General features: G+C 55.1%; 16 protein-coding genes. 13 read left to right on the top strand and 3 right to left on the bottom strand.

The genetic code is table 11. The features are described from left to right. Nucleotides 1-278: 278 nt before the first annotated feature. Nucleotides 279-824, bottom strand: coding sequence for a cob(I)yrinic acid a,c-diamide adenosyltransferase (locus tag LG198_RS11735; RefSeq protein ID WP_230343372.1), 546 nt, complete (start codon nucleotides 822-824; stop codon nucleotides 279-281). Nucleotides 825-944: 120 nt separating this feature from the next. On the opposite strand from LG198_RS11735, the gene murI reads away from it, so the two are divergent. Beyond that, nucleotides 945-1,784 (top strand): glutamate racemase, encoded by an 840-nt coding sequence (gene murI / locus LG198_RS11740; protein WP_407659203.1) that lies wholly within the window; start codon nucleotides 945-947, stop codon nucleotides 1,782-1,784. A 32-nt stretch (nucleotides 1,785-1,816) separates the two neighbouring features. On the opposite strand, the gene LG198_RS11745 is transcribed toward murI, so the two are convergent. Continuing rightward, nucleotides 1,817-2,008 (bottom strand): zinc-finger domain-containing protein, encoded by a 192-nt coding sequence (locus tag LG198_RS11745; protein WP_230343373.1) that lies wholly within the window; start codon nucleotides 2,006-2,008, stop codon nucleotides 1,817-1,819. A gap of 12 nt (nucleotides 2,009-2,020) precedes the next feature. Continuing rightward, nucleotides 2,021-2,944: a branched-chain amino acid transaminase gene (locus tag LG198_RS11750; RefSeq protein WP_230343374.1), complete on the bottom strand. Its 924-nt coding sequence runs from the start codon at nucleotides 2,942-2,944 to the stop codon at nucleotides 2,021-2,023. A gap of 281 nt (nucleotides 2,945-3,225) precedes the next feature. Here LG198_RS11750 and LG198_RS11755 point away from each other — a divergent pair, with 281 nt between their 5' ends. From LG198_RS11755 to LG198_RS11810, 12 genes are all read left to right on the top strand, one after another. Next, nucleotides 3,226-3,885: an OmpW/AlkL family protein gene (locus LG198_RS11755; protein WP_230343375.1), complete on the top strand. Its 660-nt coding sequence runs from the start codon at nucleotides 3,226-3,228 to the stop codon at nucleotides 3,883-3,885. Between the two features lie 190 nt (nucleotides 3,886-4,075). Next, nucleotides 4,076-4,564 carry an SCO family protein gene (locus tag LG198_RS11760; protein WP_328485525.1) on the top strand — a complete coding sequence of 163 codons (489 nt, stop codon included), beginning with the start codon at nucleotides 4,076-4,078 and terminating at the stop codon, nucleotides 4,562-4,564. Nucleotides 4,565-4,643: 79 nt separating this feature from the next. Next, nucleotides 4,644-6,101, top strand: a complete 1,458-nt coding sequence (gene ccoN / locus LG198_RS11765; RefSeq protein WP_230343377.1) for a cytochrome-c oxidase, cbb3-type subunit I — start codon at nucleotides 4,644-4,646, stop codon at nucleotides 6,099-6,101. A 39-nt stretch (nucleotides 6,102-6,140) separates the two neighbouring features. Continuing rightward, nucleotides 6,141-6,875, top strand: a complete 735-nt coding sequence (ccoO, locus tag LG198_RS11770) for a cytochrome-c oxidase, cbb3-type subunit II (protein ID WP_230343378.1) — start codon at nucleotides 6,141-6,143, stop codon at nucleotides 6,873-6,875. Between the two features lie 12 nt (nucleotides 6,876-6,887). Beyond that, entirely contained in the window at nucleotides 6,888-7,055 is a 168-nt protein-coding gene (locus tag LG198_RS11775; protein WP_230343379.1) for a cbb3-type cytochrome c oxidase subunit 3, read from the top strand. A gap of 13 nt (nucleotides 7,056-7,068) precedes the next feature. Then, nucleotides 7,069-8,007 (top strand): cytochrome-c oxidase, cbb3-type subunit III, encoded by a 939-nt coding sequence (gene ccoP, locus LG198_RS11780; RefSeq protein ID WP_230343380.1) that lies wholly within the window; start codon nucleotides 7,069-7,071, stop codon nucleotides 8,005-8,007. Between the two features lie 96 nt (nucleotides 8,008-8,103). Beyond that, nucleotides 8,104-9,540 carry a cytochrome c oxidase accessory protein CcoG gene (gene ccoG / locus LG198_RS11785; protein WP_230343381.1) on the top strand — a complete coding sequence of 479 codons (1,437 nt, stop codon included), beginning with the start codon at nucleotides 8,104-8,106 and terminating at the stop codon, nucleotides 9,538-9,540. A 3-nt stretch (nucleotides 9,541-9,543) separates the two neighbouring features. Continuing rightward, complete coding sequence (locus LG198_RS11790; protein ID WP_230343382.1) at nucleotides 9,544-10,341, top strand: FixH family protein; 798 nt, start codon at nucleotides 9,544-9,546, stop codon at nucleotides 10,339-10,341. Next, nucleotides 10,334-12,754 (top strand): heavy metal translocating P-type ATPase, encoded by a 2,421-nt coding sequence (locus tag LG198_RS11795; RefSeq protein ID WP_230343805.1) that lies wholly within the window; start codon nucleotides 10,334-10,336, stop codon nucleotides 12,752-12,754. The genes LG198_RS11790 and LG198_RS11795 overlap by 8 nt, the downstream gene beginning before the upstream one ends. A gap of 207 nt (nucleotides 12,755-12,961) precedes the next feature. Beyond that, complete coding sequence (gene bfr / locus LG198_RS11800) at nucleotides 12,962-13,447, top strand: bacterioferritin (RefSeq protein WP_230343383.1); 486 nt, start codon at nucleotides 12,962-12,964, stop codon at nucleotides 13,445-13,447. Between the two features lie 13 nt (nucleotides 13,448-13,460). Beyond that, nucleotides 13,461-13,940 carry a bacterioferritin gene (gene bfr, locus LG198_RS11805; protein ID WP_230343806.1) on the top strand — a complete coding sequence of 160 codons (480 nt, stop codon included), beginning with the start codon at nucleotides 13,461-13,463 and terminating at the stop codon, nucleotides 13,938-13,940. 235 nt (nucleotides 13,941-14,175) lie between these two features. After that, nucleotides 14,176-16,563, top strand: a complete 2,388-nt coding sequence (locus tag LG198_RS11810) for a heavy metal translocating P-type ATPase (RefSeq protein WP_328485705.1) — start codon at nucleotides 14,176-14,178, stop codon at nucleotides 16,561-16,563. The last annotated feature ends 166 nt before the right edge of the window (nucleotides 16,564-16,729 follow it).

The raw sequence follows: 16,729 nt of genomic DNA on the forward strand, positions 1-16,729 counted from the left end.
GCTGGTAATACAGTAGGTGTTGGGGTTGGCTAGAGGTGGCAACAAGAGATACTGCTGTCATGTTGCAGCTGAGCCGGAGGAACGAGGCGAGAGACTCCCAGCGCGAAGATAATACCTAGTGTAAAACCTGAGGATGGTATCGACATAATCTGGGGTTTCTTTATAACGCTATCAAACAAGATGCGTGAACTTTAACAATGAATATTGAAGAGTAAAAATATTTATTTATTCTATTAATATAGTGTGTGGGAATATCAGCATTTAATGCTCGGCAATAATCACTTCTGATGATTCCACAGCACGTCTGGAGCGCCTGAGCTATGGTTGAGGTGGCGAGCTATGACAAATAGCAGATCAGACAGGCGGTTGAGGTAAGGCAATGCAATGGGTGGCGTGGCTTGTTGGCGATGCAATGCAATCAAAACCCGCTCTGCGCGGCGGCATACGGTGCGGGCCAAATGGCACAATGCGGCGGCGCGGGTGCCGCCAGGCAGAATGAATTCGCGCAGAGGGCTGAGGGTGGCATTGAGGTCATCCAATACTTGCTCCAATGCTTCAACGCGGTGAGCTTGTAAAAGCTGGTGTCCGGGGATGGAAAGTTCGCCGCCCAGGTCGAAAAGGTCATGCTGTATTGCAGTGAGGCACTGCGAGATTTGTTCCGACATGGGTTCTGTGAGCAATACGCCCAGCAATGCATTGAGCTCGTCCACGCAGCCTAGCGCTTCCACGCGTGCGCTGTCTTTCTCAACGCGGCTGCCATCGCCCAGGCCGGTAGTGCCATCGTCGCCAGTGCGCGTGTATATCTTGCTTAAACGGTGGCCCATGCTGAATCCTTTTAATTCAATGTGATTCATTTCATTTTAAACCAAAGCATAGACTGGCTCACAAGCGCGGGCTTGGGTAAACTGCTCCGGTTTCCGTTTATCTTGTCCACTGTGCATAACATATCTGCCCATTTGCCTAAAGAGTCCGCGTCTGCTGCCATTGGAGTGTTTGATTCCGGTGTCGGTGGCCTCTCTGTATTGCGGCATATCCGTGGGCTGCTGCCGCATGAGAATCTACTTTATTTTGCAGACTCCCGGCATGCGCCGTATGGCGCTAAATCGCAGGCGTATATTATTGACCGGTCGCGCGAGATCACCCATTTTCTGCTGGCACAGGGAGCTAAGGCGATAGTGGTTGCCTGCAATACCGCAACTGCAGCGGCTATTCACGCTTTGCGGCAAGAGTTCCATATTCCCATCATCGGTATGGAGCCAGCCGTTAAACCCGCAGCGGCGGCAACCCGCAGTGGTGTTGTCGGCGTTCTGGCAACCACCGGAACCCTGCAAAGCGCCCAGTTTGCAGCCTTGCTGGAAAATTACGGTAAAAATATTAAGGTGGAGACCCAGGCTTGCGTAGGCTTGGTGGAGTGCATAGAGCGTGGCGACTTGAGTGCTGGCGCAACACGTGCGCTGGTGGCGCAGTATGTTATCCCGTTGATGGAAGCGGGCGCTGATACCATTGTGCTTGGTTGCACGCATTATCCTTTTGTCAAACCGCTGATTGCCGAGATCGCAGGCGAAGAAGTTGTACTGATTGATACCGGGAGTGCTGTTGCGAGGCAGTTGAGGCATCGCCTTCAGGAGGACGGATTGTTAAGCGAAAATCGCTTGCAGGGGACGACAATATGCTGGAGCAACAGTCCTGAAAAAGAAGCGCAGCAGTTGATAAAGCACTTGGTTGGGGAGGATGTGGTTGTGGAGGTTGTTCTGGATGAGGCTGGACAGATTGAGGGAATTTAAACAATAAAGCCGGGTTTCCCCGGCTTTATTGTTTAGTGATGGCTGACGGTTTCGCCAGCTTTCAATTTGTACTTGGTGCCGCAGTAAGGGCAGGCTGCATGTCCATTGGCAGCAATATCGAGGAAAACCCGCGGGTGAGAACACCACAATGCAACCTCATTGGTTGGGCAGTGCAAGGGTAAGTCTTTTGCACTAACTTCGATTTCCTTGATTTCAGTTGCCATGGTGTCCTCTTGCTATTTAATCAGGGTGAGCCAGCCGATGTGTTCCGGCGAGCGACCATGTACTACGTCGAAATACTTGGATTGCAGTTTTTCGGTGATGGGGCCGCGAGTTCCGGCGCCAATGGCACGATTGTCCAGTTCACGGATCGGAGTGACTTCAGCCGCAGTACCGGTGAAGAAGGCTTCATCTGCTGAATAGACCTCATCGCGTGTAATGCGCTTCTCGATGATCTGGTAGCCAAACTCGGTAGCAAGCTGTACTACCGTATCTCGGGTAATCCCTTCCAAGGCGCTGGTGAGATCAGGGGTGTAGATCTTGTTGTTGCGGATGATGAAAATATTTTCACCAGAACCTTCGGCAACAAAGCCGTCCACATCCAAGAGCAGCGCTTCGTCATAGCCATCATGCGCGGCTTCCTGGTGAGCCAGGATGGAGTTCAGGTAGTTGCCGTTGGCCTTGGCCTTACACATGTGGATGTTGACATGGTGGCGCGCGAAGGAGGATGTCTTGACGCGAATGCCATGCTTGATTGCCTCGTCGCCCATGTATGCGCCCCATTTCCAGGCGGCAACAATAACATGGGTTGAAAGTGTCTTGGCAGAGATGCCCATGGCTTCGGCGCCGTAAAATGCCATTGGGCGCATGTAGCCGGATTCGAGATTGTTTTCGCGAATAGCGGCTTTTTGCGCTTCCAGCAGCGTGGCTTTGTCAAATGGCATTTTCATGCCAAGGATATGAGCCGAGCGGAACAGGCGGTCAGTATGGTCCTGCAACCGGAAAATGGCAGTTCCCTTATCGGTCTTGTAGGCACGCACGCCTTCAAACACCCCCATGCCGTAATGCAATGTGTGGGTGAGTACATGGGTGGTGGCATCGCGCCAGGGCACCATTTTTCCGTCATACCAAATCAGACCATCGCGGTCGGCCATCGACATCTTTGCTTCTCCGTTACCAAGTGCTGTCAAAAACGCTAATTGTACGCGCAAGGCCTTGTATTTGAATAGCTGGTTTTCTTAATTTGTTGTGATGGACGGCAGGATTTCGGCACGGAATTAAATCGGTTTGGAACTTATAATATGGTGCCGTAATAATGTTGACTGTTTTGCTGGGTTATTAACCACTTTTAAGTTATGGTTAATAGGTGTAGAATTAAAAATAGGGGTAGAACCAAGCGTTGTATTTAGTTTGTAGTAATCAAATGAAGAGAGAGCAAAAAATGAAATTAAAGCAAAGTGTATTGTTGGCTTGTGCCCTGCTGGCGCCTGCTGCGGCAATGGCTGAGGCAGGAGATTGGGTGATACGTGCACGTGCTGTGAACGTGAGCCCGAATGAGGATAGCAAGCTGGGCGATTACACCAATTCCTTGCTGGGTGCAGGGGCTGGATCCAAACTGGAAGTGGGCGATCAAGTCATTCCGGAACTCGATATTTCCTACTATGTCACTAAGAATATTGCCTTGGAATTGGTATTAGCATTGGGTACGCGTCATGACGTGAGCATCAAGGGTGCCAATGGCGTTGCCAGTGAAGACCTGGGCTCGGTGAACCTGCTGCCGCCAACACTGACGGCGCAATGGCACTTCCGTCCAGACAAGACGTTTGATCCTTATGTCGGTGTCGGCGTGAACTACACCCGTTTCATGGATAACGGTTTGCATTCTGCCCAGTTGAATCAGGATATCCGCGTTGAGCGCAACAGCTGGGGTCCTGCGCTGCAAGCCGGCTTTGATTTCAACCTGGGTGATGGCTGGTTGGTGAATGCCGACGTCAAGTACTTGTGGATTGATACTGACGTTAAGCTCAAGAACGGTCCCAAGATCGACAGCCTGGATATCAATCCCTGGGTGCTTGGCTTCGGTTTCGGTAAGCGGTTTTAAGTAGAAATGCAGCATGCCCTGACTGCCTAGGTTGGCGTCAGGCCGCTGGTGGCCGATAATCCGGGTTTGGATAATTGGTTTTGCGAGGTGGGGTGTGCTGAAATATTTGTTAATCCTGTTGGCGCTGCTTTTATGCTTGGTTGCATGCGGACAAGGCCGACAGGAATTATTGGAGTTGTATGGTACGGATGTGACTGGCGCCGAAATTACCGGGGCATTCACGTTGACCGACCATGAAGGCAGGCAGCGACAGCTTGAGGATTTCAAGGGCAAGGTAGTGGCGGTATTTTTTGGCTATACGCGGTGTCCGGATGTATGCCCGACCACCATGTTGTCTATGGCAAATGCCATGGTGCTGATGGGGGATAAGGCGCAAGATGTGCAGGTGTTGTTTATTACCGTAGACCCTGAGCGGGATACACAGGATATCCTTGCACAGTATGTCCCGTCCTTTTACCCAGGTTTTATCGGTCTTTATGGAGCGGCAGAACAGCTGAAGCAAGCAGCAAGAAATTACAAGGTGGTATACGCCAAGCAACAGACGCAAGATGGTAGCTCATATACCGTTGATCATAGTGCCGGGGTGTATGTGTTTGACCGGGAAGGAAAAATTCGTGCCTATTTGCGGCATGACGAAACGCCGGAGCAATTGGCACATGATATTACCCAATTTTTTTAGGGTTTTTCTTGTCCAATCGATTGGATACGGAATATAATTTTTCGATTTTTTAAGCTAGATTTTGTGTGAGGAGATAGTAATGGCAACGGCAAGCATCGCGACTGCTGGTGTTGGTACTAGCGAACAATATAATTACGATATTATTCGCAAGTTCGCCATCATGACCTTTATTTGGGGGGCGATCGGTATGTTCGTTGGCGTTTATATCGCCTCTGAACTGGCCTATCCGTTCCTAAATTTCGATAATCCATACATTACATTTGGCCGCCTGCGTCCAGTCCATACCAGTGGCGTAATTTTTGGTTTTGGCGGCAGTGCGCTGTTCGCCACTTCTTACTATGTCGTGCAGCGTACCTGTCAGGCTCGCCTGTTTGGTGGTGAGGGGCTTGCCAATTTTACGTTCTGGGGCTGGCAGGCAGCGGTTGCGCTTTCCGCACTGGGCTATATGTTTGGGTATACCCAGGCGCGTGAATACGCTGAAATGACATGGCCGGTTGACCTGTTGATCCTGTTTGTCTGGGTGGCTTACCTTGCCATTTACGTTGGCACCTTGCTCAAGCGCAAGCAGCCACATATCTATGTTGCCAACTGGTTCTATCTTGCCTTTATTCTTGCAACCGCTTTGTTGCACATTTTCAACAACCTGCAAGTGCCGGTAAAGCTGTTCTCCCTTGAGTCCTACAGCCTGTTCTCAGGTACCCAGGATGCGATGACGCAATGGTGGTACGGTCACAACGCGGTGGGTTTCTTTCTCACGGCTGCCTTCCTCGGCATGATGTACTACTTCGTTCCCAAGCAGGCAGGCCGTCCGGTTTACTCCTACCGCCTGTCCATCCTGCACTTCTGGGCAATTATCTTCCTGTATATGTGGGCCGGCGCGCACCACCTGCACTGGACTGCGCTGCCTGACTGGACTGGCACACTGGCTGCCACCTTCTCCATCATGTTGTTACTGCCATCCTGGGGCGGCATGATCAACGGCATCATGACCTTGTCCGGCGCATGGGACAAGTTGCGTACCGACCCCGTGATCCGCTTCCTGATCGTGGCGCTGTCCTTCTACGGCATGTCTACGTTTGAAGGTCCGATGATGTCGCTCAAGGACGTCAATGCGCTGTCCCACTATACTGATTGGACTATTGGTCACGTGCATTCCGGTGCGCTGGGCTGGGTAGCAATGATTACTTTCGGCAGTATGTATCACCTGGTGCCGCGTGTTTGGAATACCCAGATGTACAGCGTGCGCCTGATTAATGTCCATTTCTGGCTTGCAACCATTGGTGTGTTGCTCTACATCACTGCTATGTGGATTTCCGGCATCATGCAGGGTCTGATGTGGCGTGCTTTTGATGACTTCGGCAACTTGCAGTATTCCTTCGTTGAGTCTGTGGCCGCTGCGCATCCGTTCTATGTTATGCGTGCTGTCGGCGGGGCTTTCTTCCTCGCAGGCATGATTCTGATGTGCTACAACATGTATAAGACCATTCGCCAGGGCAGTACTGAGGCCCATGCCGGTCTGAATGTGGCGGCAGCCTAATCGGCGCTTGATTGTAAAGACGAGTTACTGGAGTTATTCATGAAGCATGACAAAATTGAGCGCAACCTAGGCATATTGCTGGTGTTTACCATGCTGGCAATCAGTGCCGGTGGTATGGTTGAGATCATTCCGCTGTTCTTCATCAAGGAAACCGTGGAAAAAGTGGAAGGCGTGCGTCCTTATACGCCATTGGAACAGCGTGGCCGAGATATTTACACGCGTGAAGGTTGCTATCTGTGCCATTCCCAGATGATCCGTCCTTTCCGTGACGAGGCACTGCGTTATGGCCACTATTCGCTAGCGGCAGAGTCCAAGTACGATCACCCATTCCAGTGGGGTTCCAAGCGTACGGGCCCTGATCTGGCCCGTGTCGGCGGCAAGTATTCAAACGACTGGCATACCCAGCATTTGATCGCGCCACGCTCGCTGGTGCCGCAATCTGTCATGCCCAACTACCCATGGCTGGCTACAACAGAGCTGAAGTACGACGATATTCAGGACCGCCTGAAGTCTCTGCGCCGCGTCGGCGTGCCGTACTCCAACAGCCAGGCTGAATATCAGCGCAATGTGGAGGAGTTTGGTGAAGATGTTGCCAAAACCTTACATATTCCTGATGCCCAGAAAAACCTGGAGGCGCAGGCTCAGTCGGGTAATTACGATACTGATCCAAGCAATATCACGGAAATGGACGCGCTGGTTGCCTACCTGCAGGTACTAGGCACTATGGTTGATTTCAAGAAGTATGACGACGATTATTTCGTCAAATTCCGTTAGGAGGTAAAGACGATGGAATGGCTGCTCTGGTTCACTCGTTTTGAAAACACCAAGCCTTTGTCACTGGTGATTTTTTTCCTCGTGTTCTGCGGCATCCTGTTCTACGTCTTCGGAAGCAAAAAGCGCGGCGAGAAGCTGGAAAGCTATAAGAACATCCCGCTGCAAGATGACGAAATTTAGTTAGGAAAGCATTATGAGTCAGGATAAGGCTGCGACAACAACACCAAAAACCACGGGCCATAACTGGGACGGTATTGAGGAATATACCAACCCGTTGCCAACGTGGTGGATTTGGGGTTTTTACATTACATTCATCTTCACTGTGGTTTACTGGCTGCTCTATCCGGCCTGGCCGATTGGGGACAAGTTCACCAAGGGTATTCCAGGACTGCACACCATCACTTACACAGCCAAGACTGCGGATGGCAAGGAAGTGGAAAAAACGACGCACTGGAACATGCGTGCCAAGTTCATGCATGAAATGAATGAGCATCAGGCCGACCAGAAACAGTGGTTTGACAAGGTGGCTGCCACGTCTTTTGAGGACGTGTCCGCGGATGCAGAACTCATGCAGTTCGTGAATTCGGCTGGCAAAACCCTGTTCTCTGACAACTGCGCACCATGCCACCAGGCGGGCGGTCAGGGGAAGATTGGCATGGCGCCTAATCTGACCGATGACCATTGGCAGTTTGGCGGTACCTATGATGAAATTCACGAGACTATTGCAGAGGGCCGCAATGGTGTGATGCCACCGTTCCAGGACACTCTGGAAGATGATCAAATCACCCAGCTTGCACATTATGTATTGAGCTTGTCTGGAGAGCCGCATAATCCGGCGCTGGCTGCGACGGGCAAGACATTATTCACTGGCGCCGGTATATGTTTCACATGCCATGGCCCAGACGCCAAGGGTAATACTGCAATGGGTTCCGCTAATCTGACAGACAAGATCTGGCTATGGGCCGATATTGTCGGCACGACCGGACAGGAAGCCAAGGTTGCCGAAGTGAAACGTATCATTGCCGGCGGTGTAAACCGTGGCGTGATGCCTACTTGGGAAGGCCGCCTGAAACCAGAACAAATCAAGCTTCTGACTGTCTATGTTCATGATACTTTGGGTGGCGGTCGCTAAACCGTACTCATTTTGAGTAAAGGCCCACTTGTGTGGGCCTTTATTTCTTGAGCTGCAGCATTTCTTTTTCAGGGGGATGGTGATTTAATCAGTACTATGGAAGCAACCAGTTCTGCCAACAGCATTAAGAAATCCCCGCTTCTAAACCGGCAAATACCCATTGTCACGCGTTCGGTCAAAGGCAAGTTCCGCACGTTCAAGACGGCGGTGATGGTGATTGCCTACTCCGTCTACTTCCTGCTGCCTTGGCTACCCTGGGAGCGCAATAGCGCGGCAAGCCAGGCCATCTTGTTTGACCTGGAGTCACGCCGCTTCTTTATCTTCAATCTGATTGTCTATCCACAGGATATCTTCTGGCTTGCAATGCTGTTGTTCATCGCAGCCGCATTGTTGTTTTTTACTACCGGCCTGATTGGCCGTGCGTGGTGCGGTTATTTCTGTTTCCAGACCTTGTGGACTGATCTCTTCATCATGATCGAGCGCCTGATCCAGGGGGAACGCCCTGCGCGCCTCAGGCTGTTGAAGCAGCCCTGGAATGCTGAAAAGATCTTCAAGATGGGAGCTTCGCATGGCCTCATGGTGCTCATCTCATTCTGGACCGGGGTAACGTTTGCCTGCTACTTTACCTATGCCCCTGACTTTGTGCCCAGGCTGTTTACCGGCGCAGCGGCTGAGGCGGGCTATATCACTGTCATTGTGTTGACCATTACCACCTACGTCGCGGCAGGATTGTCGCGTGAGCATATTTGCACGCTTGCCTGCCCTTATGCCCGCTTCCAAGGGGTGATGTACGAGACGGACACGCTGGCCGTTGCTTACGACGTGAACCGTGGTGAGGGCGCGGCAGGACGCAAGGTGCCTGCGAAGGGACTGCGCACCCGGGAGGAGCGGCAGGCTGCCGGTCACGGGGATTGTATTGATTGCGGCTTTTGTGTGCAGGTATGCCCAACCGGCATTGATATTCGTGAAGGTTTGCAGTACCAATGCATTTCCTGCGGCTTGTGTATTGATGCATGTAACAACATCATGGACTCAGTCGGATTCCCACGAGGCCTGATCCGCTATGATTCAGAGCAAAACATTGCCAGCCCGGCACCGCACAAGCCGCGCCTGGAATGGAAGCGCCCCAAGGTGCTTGGTTATGCCTCTGCGCTGGTGGTGGCCACCGCGATCCTGTTCTACAACATCGGGACGCGAAACGATACCGAAGCCAATGTCCAGCAAGTAAGACAGCCCTTATTTGTCATGTTGTCTGATGGCAGTGTGCGTAATCGCTATCAGGTCAACATTGCCAACAAGACCGAGCATGAGCAGCGCTATGAGCTCAGGGTGCAGGGCATACCCGCTGCCGCACTGGATATTGGCAATATCCCGGAAATCCGTGTGCGTGCAGGCAAAAGCCTGAGTATCAATGCCAAGGTTGACCTGGCAAGTGATGTCGCGCGTAATACCAAGGAGTTTTCTTTTGTGATTATCCCCACCATTGCCGATGCCGAGCCGGTGGTGGTCAAGACCCATTTCAACAGCCATTGATTCATGCTTAATCTGATTCCATCCCTGAGCATTGCCGAAACTCTGTTTGGCGGCCTGATCTTTGCAATTGGGCTTTATTTCCTGTTGCGTGCCGTGAGCGTGTCCAATTTCTGGGCGGCAGTATTGAGCGGCGCTATCCCATTTGTGTTTTATATTGTCTACAGCACACAGCACTGGGCGGGCGGAGATGTGCTGGCCATCCACTTTGCCGTGTTCCTGGCCAATGCCGGCTTGTTGGGCGTATTCGGCAGCATGAAGCAGAAAAAGCAGGCCATGCATTGGGGGCCAAAAATCATCATCGGCTTTTTCATCTTTCTGGTGATTTCCAATGCGATCCTGCTTTCAATTGCAGGCCGGGGCCTGCCGCAAGGCTTGACTTCCATCTTCCTGCCGAATCCTGAAAACCAGCGTGTGCATACCGGGTTTCCCGGTGTCATGCCGCATGACCGTAACAAGAGCTACCAGCCGCATCTCGAACAGATCGAACAGCAACAGGTCTTGGGATGGCATCTCAAGTTGCATGGGGTAGATGAGTTGCATCCCGGCAAATTGCAAGGGATTGTGGCGCAAATTAAAGACGAAAACGGCGATGCGGTGACGCAAGCAGAGGTGACGCTCAATTTCTGGCGCATGGCGAACAGCCGTGACGACAGGGTTTATATGCTGGAAGAGCAGGATGCAGGCCAGTATGCCGCTGATGTGATTCTGCCGGACTCCGGGCGCTGGGTGGCCGAGGTGCTGGTCAAGCAGGGCGACAAACGCTACCGCAAGCAGGAGTCGCTGTTCATCGGTGATGAATAGCAAGCTGGCAATGGATGCATCCTGCTACCATTGCGGATTGCCAGTTCCGGCCAGCAGCGATTTCCACACCACTATCCTGGGGCAGCGCCGCCGGATGTGCTGCCATGGCTGCCAGGCTGTGGCGGAGTCTATTGTCGAGAATGGGCTGGAAGGTTATTACCAGCACCGTACTGAGCTGCCCAAGACGGCTGAGGAGCTGGTGCCGGAAGAACTGCGCCAGCTGCAGCTGTATGATCATCCCGAAGTGCAAAAAAGCTTTGTCCATGACGAAGCCGGGGATTTGCTCGAAGCCTCGCTGATTCTGGAGGGTATTACCTGCGCTGCGTGCATCTGGCTCAATGAGCGTCACTTGCAACAGCTTGAAGGCGTTGTCTCTGCCTCTATCAATTATTCCTCGCATCGTGCCCGCGTCCGCTGGGACGACAATAAAATCCGCCTGAGCCAGATCCTGGCCGAAATCCGTAAACTTGGCTATCACGCGCATCCCTTCAGTGCGCAACAGCAGGAAGCCGTGCGCGAGCAGCAGCGCCGGCAGGATTTCCGCCGCCTTGCCATTGCCGGCCTTTCCGCGGCACAGGTGATGATGGTCGCGGTGGCGTTCTACGCCGGGCCGGCGCAAGGCCTGGAACCCGCTACCGAGCAATTGCTGCGTTGGTTCAGCCTGGTTATGACCGTTCCCGCCATGATCTACTCGGCCTGGCCGTTCTACCAGGCGGCATGGCGCAGCATCGTTAATCGCCGCATCGGTATGGATGTGCCGATTAGCCTGGGATTGATTACCGGTTTTATCGGCAGTGTCTGGGTGACATTTTCCGGTGAGGGCATCGTGTATTACGACACCTTGACCATGTTGATTTTCTTCCTGCTTGCCACGCGCTATCTTGAAAGGAATGCGCGAGAGAAATCTGTGGAAGCGGCAGAAAACCTGCATCGCCTGATACCGGCCTTGGCAACCAGGCTGGACGAAAAGCAGCAAGCGCAAATGGTGCCATTGCACGAGCTTAAGGCGGGGGACATCCTGCTGGTAAAACCAGGTGAGACTATTGCAGGCGACGGCGTGGTGACGCAAGGCACAAGTCAGGTGGATGAAGCGCTGCTGACAGGGGAAAGCCGTCCCGTATCCAAGTTGCCTGGCGCTTACGTCTACGCGGGTAGCGTCAATTATGAGAGTCCGCTGAAAGTAAAGGTAAGCGGCGTAGGAGAGCAGACCGTGATTGCCGGGATCGCCCGCCTGCTGGATCGTGCGCAAGCGGAAAAGCCGCGCCTGGCCAGGGTTGCCGACCATGTTGCGATGTATTTCACCTCCATCCTCTTGATTGCGGTCGTGATCATTGGGCTGGCATGGTGGTGGATTGCGCCTGAGCGTTGCTTTGAGATTGTGCTGGCCGTGTTGGTGGTAAGTTGCCCGTGTGCGCTCTCACTGGCGGCCCCGGCTGCATTTGCAGCGGCAGGATCCCATTTGGTCGGGCGTGGTGTGCTGCTGACGCGCGGTCACGCGCTGGAGTCTCTTGCGCGGGTCAATCATGTGGTCTTCGATAAAACCGGTACCTTGACCATGGGGCGGCCACGTATTACGGCAACCATTCCCTATCATGGCAATCAGGTTGAAGCTTTGTTGCGCATTGCGGCCAGCCTGGAACAAGCTTCCGAGCACCCCTTGGCCCGCAGTTTTACCGACATGGTGGCGGCAGGCGAGCGCTTGCCCATGCAAGCTGCCAGTAATCAGCCCGGCAAGGGCATCAGCGGAGAAATTGACGGCGAGCGATATTACATCGGTAATGTCGCGCTGAACCCGGATGTAACCTATCCGGAGCCACCTTGCCTGGAACCCGGCGCCAGCCTCGTTTGGTTGAGCAGCGCACGCGAGGTGCTTGCCGCATTTGTGCTGGCAGATGCCATCCGTCCAGGCGTGACGGAGCTGATGGATAACCTGAGGAAACGCCATATTACAGTATCCATCCTGAGTGGCGACAGCGCCTCCAGCGTGCAGCATTTTGCTGCGGTCGCAGGGATTACGGACTGGCAGGCCAGCCTGACCCCGGAAGGCAAGCTGGCTGCGTTACGTGAAATGCAGCAGCAAGGCCGCGTGGTGGCCATGGTGGGCGACGGGGTGAATGATGCGCCTGTCCTGGCCGGTGCGCAGGTATCGTTTGCCATGGGGAATGGCACGCAAATGGCACGAGCCTCCGGTGATATCGTGCTGTTGGGAGAAAACCTGCAGGAAATCGACCATGCGATTGCCACCGGGCGCTTTACCGTCAGCGTGGTGCGGCAGAACTTCACATGGGCATTGGCCTACAATGCCGTTGCATTGCCGTTTGCGGCCGTGGGCCTAATTGCACCATGGATGGCGGCGATTGGCATGTCCGTCAGCTCGCTTATTGTCCTCATCAATGCCTTGCGCCTGCGCTAGGCGCAGCTTCATTCCATATTCCCGCTCCGGGAGTGTCTTTTTTCACTAAAAAACGCCTGTTTCTACGTAATAGAAAGAATGATTCTCGTTGGTATTTTTCTTCATAAAATCATTAAAAATCAATAATTTATATTAAATATTTCTATCTATTTATTGCGGGTTTTAGTATCATGCATCCAACTGAACAAATAACTCCGTGGAGGCGCTATGAAAGGCGATAAAAAAATCATTGAGACCCTGAATGAATTGCTGGCAGGGGAGCTGACTGCGGTTGACCAATACTTGATTCACGGTGAGATGTATGCGGATTTTGGCCTGCATCAACTGGCGCAGAAGAGCTTGCATGAGTCTGACCATGAGCGCCAGCACGCGCGCGCCATCATCCAGCGTATCTTGTTCCTGGAGGGCAAGCCCAACCTGGAAAAGCGTAATCCGCTAGGTGTGGGCAAAACCGTGCCGGAAATGCTCAAGGCAGACCTGGCGCTTGAATACCAGGTTGTTGGCGACCTCAAAGCCGCCATGGCCCAATGCGAAAAAACCGGTGATTATGTGACGCGAGACATGCTGCTGGTTCAGTTGGATGACACTGAAATGGACCATGCCTACTGGATTGAAAAGCAACTGCGCCTGATCGGCCTGATCGGCCTGGAAAACTACCTGCAAAGCCAGATGAAGTCTGACGCAGCAGTTTGATAAGGAGCATATGATGAAAGGCGACAAGAAGATTATCGACATCCTCAACAGGGTGTTGAAGAACGAGCTGACTTCGATCAACCAGTATTTCCTGCATGCGCGCATGTTCCGCAACTGGGGATTGGAAAAGCTCAATGACTACCAGTACAGGCAATCCATTCGCGTGATGAAGGAGGCGGATGAGCTGATCGAGCGTATTTTGTTCCTCGATGGCCTGCCTAACCTGCAGAACCTGGGCAAACTGCTGATTGGCGAGAATGTGATGGAATGCCTGCAAGGTGACCTCAAGTATGAAAAAGAGATTCACCGTCCTCTGCTGATTGAAGCGATTGCCTTGAGTGAAGAGTTGCAGGATTATGTCAGCCGCGACCTGCTGGAAGAGTTGCTGGAGAAAAGCGAGGCCGCGATTGACTGGCTGGAGACCCAGCAGAGCCTGATTATCGACGTGACTCTGCCCAATTACCTGCAGGCGCATATCGAAACTGCAGACTAACTAAGGTTCAGTAGACAAAAAACCGCAGTTTTTACTGCGGTTTTTTTATTTAAACAGCTGCTTCATGTCTGGCCCTCCCTGCTGTGAGAAAGATAAGCGCAAGAGCGATCTGGTACTATCATGTAAAGCTTGGTCAACCCGGCTCAACCTGTTGCAAGGGGTCGTTCTAGTGCATCATCCGACATCGCATTCACATTCAGTTACTGGTGCAGACGGCAGCCCTGCCGCCAAAGAGATTGAAGGTTCATACCGCGACCCGGTCTGCGGCATGACGGTCAGCGCTAACGCCGAGCACCGTACCGAGCATGAAGGCCATACCTTCCTGTTCTGCAGCGCACACTGCCGCGACAAGTTCCTGACGAACCCGCAACGCTATACTGGCGAGCCGGCGGATCAATACCACGTCGGACAGGTTCACCATCAGGCAGGCCATGACCTGGAACATTCCCATGGCCACTCATACAACCATTCTCCTGCTGAGGCTGCCCCAGCCATCCCTGCCACCGCGCCCGCCAGCACGATCTATACCTGCCCGATGCACCCAGATATCCGCCAGGACCACCCCGGCACCTGCCCCAAGTGCGGCATGGCACTGGAGCCCGAACTGCCGAGCCTGGAGGAGGAGGACAACCGCGAGCTCAAGGACTTCACGTGGCGCTTCTGGTGGACGCTGCCGCTGTCGGTCGTGGCCATGCTGCTGGCGATGTTCGGCCACCAGCTGCACCTGATGGACATGGCGACCCAGACCTGGGTGGAACTGCTGCTGACCGCGCCGGTGGTGCTCTGGGCCGGCGCGCCGTTCTTCCAGCGTGGCTGGCAGTCGCTGTTCAACCGCAGCCCTAACATGTGGACCCTGATCAGCCTGGGCACCGGAGCGGCCTTCGTCTACAGCGTGGTCGCCACCCTGGCGCCGGAGGTGTTCCCCGATTCCTTCGTGTCGATGGGCCGGGTCAACGTCTATTTCGAGGCGGCGGCGGTGATCATCTCGCTGACCCTGCTCGGGCAGATGCTGGAGCTGCGCGCGCGCTCGCAGACTTCGGCGGCGCTCAAGTCGCTGCTGGGCCTGTCGCCCAAGACCGCGCGGCGCGTGTGCGAGGACGGCGGCGAGGAGGACATTCCGCTGGCCCACGTGCACGTCGGCGACCGCCTGCGCGTGCGCCCCGGCGAGAAGGTGCCAGTCGACGGCGTGGTGCTCGAAGGCGGCAGTTCGGTCGACGAGTCGATGCTCACCGGCGAACCGGTGCCGGTGAGCAAGCGGGTAGGCGACAAGCTGATCGGCGCCACGCTCAACACCAGCGGCGCGCTGCTGATGCGCTGCGAGCGCGTCGGCGCCGACACCACGCTGTCGCAGATCGTGCAGATGGTGGCCCAGGCGCAGCGCTCGCGGGCGCCGCTGCAGCGCATGGCCGACGGCGTGGCCGGCTGGTTCGTGATCGCAGTGGTGGTCGTCGCGGTGCTGGCGTTCTTCGCCTGGGGCTTGTTCGGCCCGGAGCAGGGCTGGGTGTTCGGCCTGATCAACGCCGTATCGGTGCTGATCATCGCCTGCCCCTGCGCACTGGGGCTGGCCACGCCGATGTCGATCATGGTCGCCACCGGGCGCGGAGCGACCCAGGGCATCCTGTTTCGCGACGCGGCGGCGATCGAGAACCTGCGCAAGGTGGATACGCTGATCGTTGACAAGACCGGCACCCTGACCGAAGGCCGCCCCGCCTTCGATCGGGTGGTGCCGGCCGCAGGCTTCGCCGCCGACGAGGTGCTGCGCCTGGCCGCCAGCCTGGACCAGGGCAGCGAACACCCGTTGGCCGACGCCATCGTGCGCCAGGCGCGCGAGCAGGGCATCGCGCTGGCGGCGGTGGAGGAGTTCGAATCCGGCTCCGGCATCGGCGTGCGCGGTCGCGTCGACGGCCGCCAACTGGCGCTGGGCAACACGGTGCTGATGGCGCAGGCCGGCGTGTCCGTCGAGGCGCTGGCGGCGCAGGCCGAGGCGCTGCGACAGGAAGGCGCCAGCGTCATGGTTCTGGCCGTGGACGGTGCCCTGGCCGGGCTGCTGGCGGTGTCCGACCCGGTCAAGGCCAGCACTCCCGAGGCGCTGGCGGCGCTGCACGCGGCCGGCCTGCGCATCGTCATGGCCACTGGCGACGGCGCGACCACGGCCCGCTCGGTGGCCGCGCGCCTGGGGATCGACGAGGTGCACGGCGAGGTCAAGCCCGAGGACAAGCTGGCGCTGGTCGAGCGCCTGCAGGCCGAAGGCCGGGTGGTGGCGATGGCCGGTGACGGCATCAACGACGCGCCGGCGCTGGCCCGCGCCGACGTCGGCATCGCCATGGGCACCGGCACCGACGTGGCGATGAACAGCGCCCAGGTCACGCTGGTCAAGGGCGACCTGCGCGGCATCGCCGTGGCCCGCACCCTGTCCCAGGCGACCGTGGCCAACATGAAGCAGAACCTGTGGTTCGCGCTGGTCTACAACGGCCTCGGCGTGCCGCTGGCCGCCGGCCTGCTTTACCCGCTGACCGGCTGGCTGCTGTCGCCGATGTTCGCCGCGCTGGCGATGAGCCTGAGCTCGGCTTCGGTGGTGGGCAACGCACTACGGCTGCGCCGTCAGGAGCTGCTTGATAAGTAATTTGATTCAGACTCCAGCGGAGCGCTACGTGTAAGGTAGGGTAGATCACCGCACTCGCATCAGATGTCAAGGCTCATGGATGCTTTAAACAGGCTCTAAGGCCTATAAACAGGTTTCAGCCATGTTTTTACAATCCTCTCTTACGCTAGCGAGGTGCTTTAGGCCT

Source organism: Methylobacillus arboreus (assembly GCF_020532725.1).
Taxonomy (GTDB): Bacteria; Pseudomonadota; Gammaproteobacteria; order Burkholderiales; family Methylophilaceae; genus Methylobacillus; species Methylobacillus arboreus.

What these genes read in the sequence shown, in the direction of transcription:
- LG198_RS11735 (WP_230343372.1), bottom strand. Translation starts at nt 824, where the DNA reads ATGGGCCACCGTTTAAGCAAGATATACACGCGCACTGGCGACGATGGC.
- LG198_RS11745 (WP_230343373.1), bottom strand. Translation starts at nt 2,008, where the DNA reads ATGGCAACTGAAATCAAGGAAATCGAAGTTAGTGCAAAAGACTTACCC.
- LG198_RS11750 (WP_230343374.1), bottom strand. Translation starts at nt 2,944, where the DNA reads ATGTCGATGGCCGACCGCGATGGTCTGATTTGGTATGACGGAAAAATG.
- LG198_RS11755 (WP_230343375.1), top strand. Translation starts at nt 3,226, where the DNA reads ATGAAATTAAAGCAAAGTGTATTGTTGGCTTGTGCCCTGCTGGCGCCT.
- ccoN (WP_230343377.1), top strand. Translation starts at nt 4,644, where the DNA reads ATGGCAACGGCAAGCATCGCGACTGCTGGTGTTGGTACTAGCGAACAA.
- ccoO (WP_230343378.1), top strand. Translation starts at nt 6,141, where the DNA reads ATGAAGCATGACAAAATTGAGCGCAACCTAGGCATATTGCTGGTGTTT.
- LG198_RS11775 (WP_230343379.1), top strand. Translation starts at nt 6,888, where the DNA reads ATGGAATGGCTGCTCTGGTTCACTCGTTTTGAAAACACCAAGCCTTTG.
- ccoP (WP_230343380.1), top strand. Translation starts at nt 7,069, where the DNA reads ATGAGTCAGGATAAGGCTGCGACAACAACACCAAAAACCACGGGCCAT.
- ccoG (WP_230343381.1), top strand. Translation starts at nt 8,104, where the DNA reads ATGGAAGCAACCAGTTCTGCCAACAGCATTAAGAAATCCCCGCTTCTA.
- LG198_RS11790 (WP_230343382.1), top strand. Translation starts at nt 9,544, where the DNA reads ATGCTTAATCTGATTCCATCCCTGAGCATTGCCGAAACTCTGTTTGGC.
- LG198_RS11795 (WP_230343805.1), top strand. Translation starts at nt 10,334, where the DNA reads ATGAATAGCAAGCTGGCAATGGATGCATCCTGCTACCATTGCGGATTG.
- bfr (WP_230343383.1), top strand. Translation starts at nt 12,962, where the DNA reads ATGAAAGGCGATAAAAAAATCATTGAGACCCTGAATGAATTGCTGGCA.
- bfr (WP_230343806.1), top strand. Translation starts at nt 13,461, where the DNA reads ATGAAAGGCGACAAGAAGATTATCGACATCCTCAACAGGGTGTTGAAG.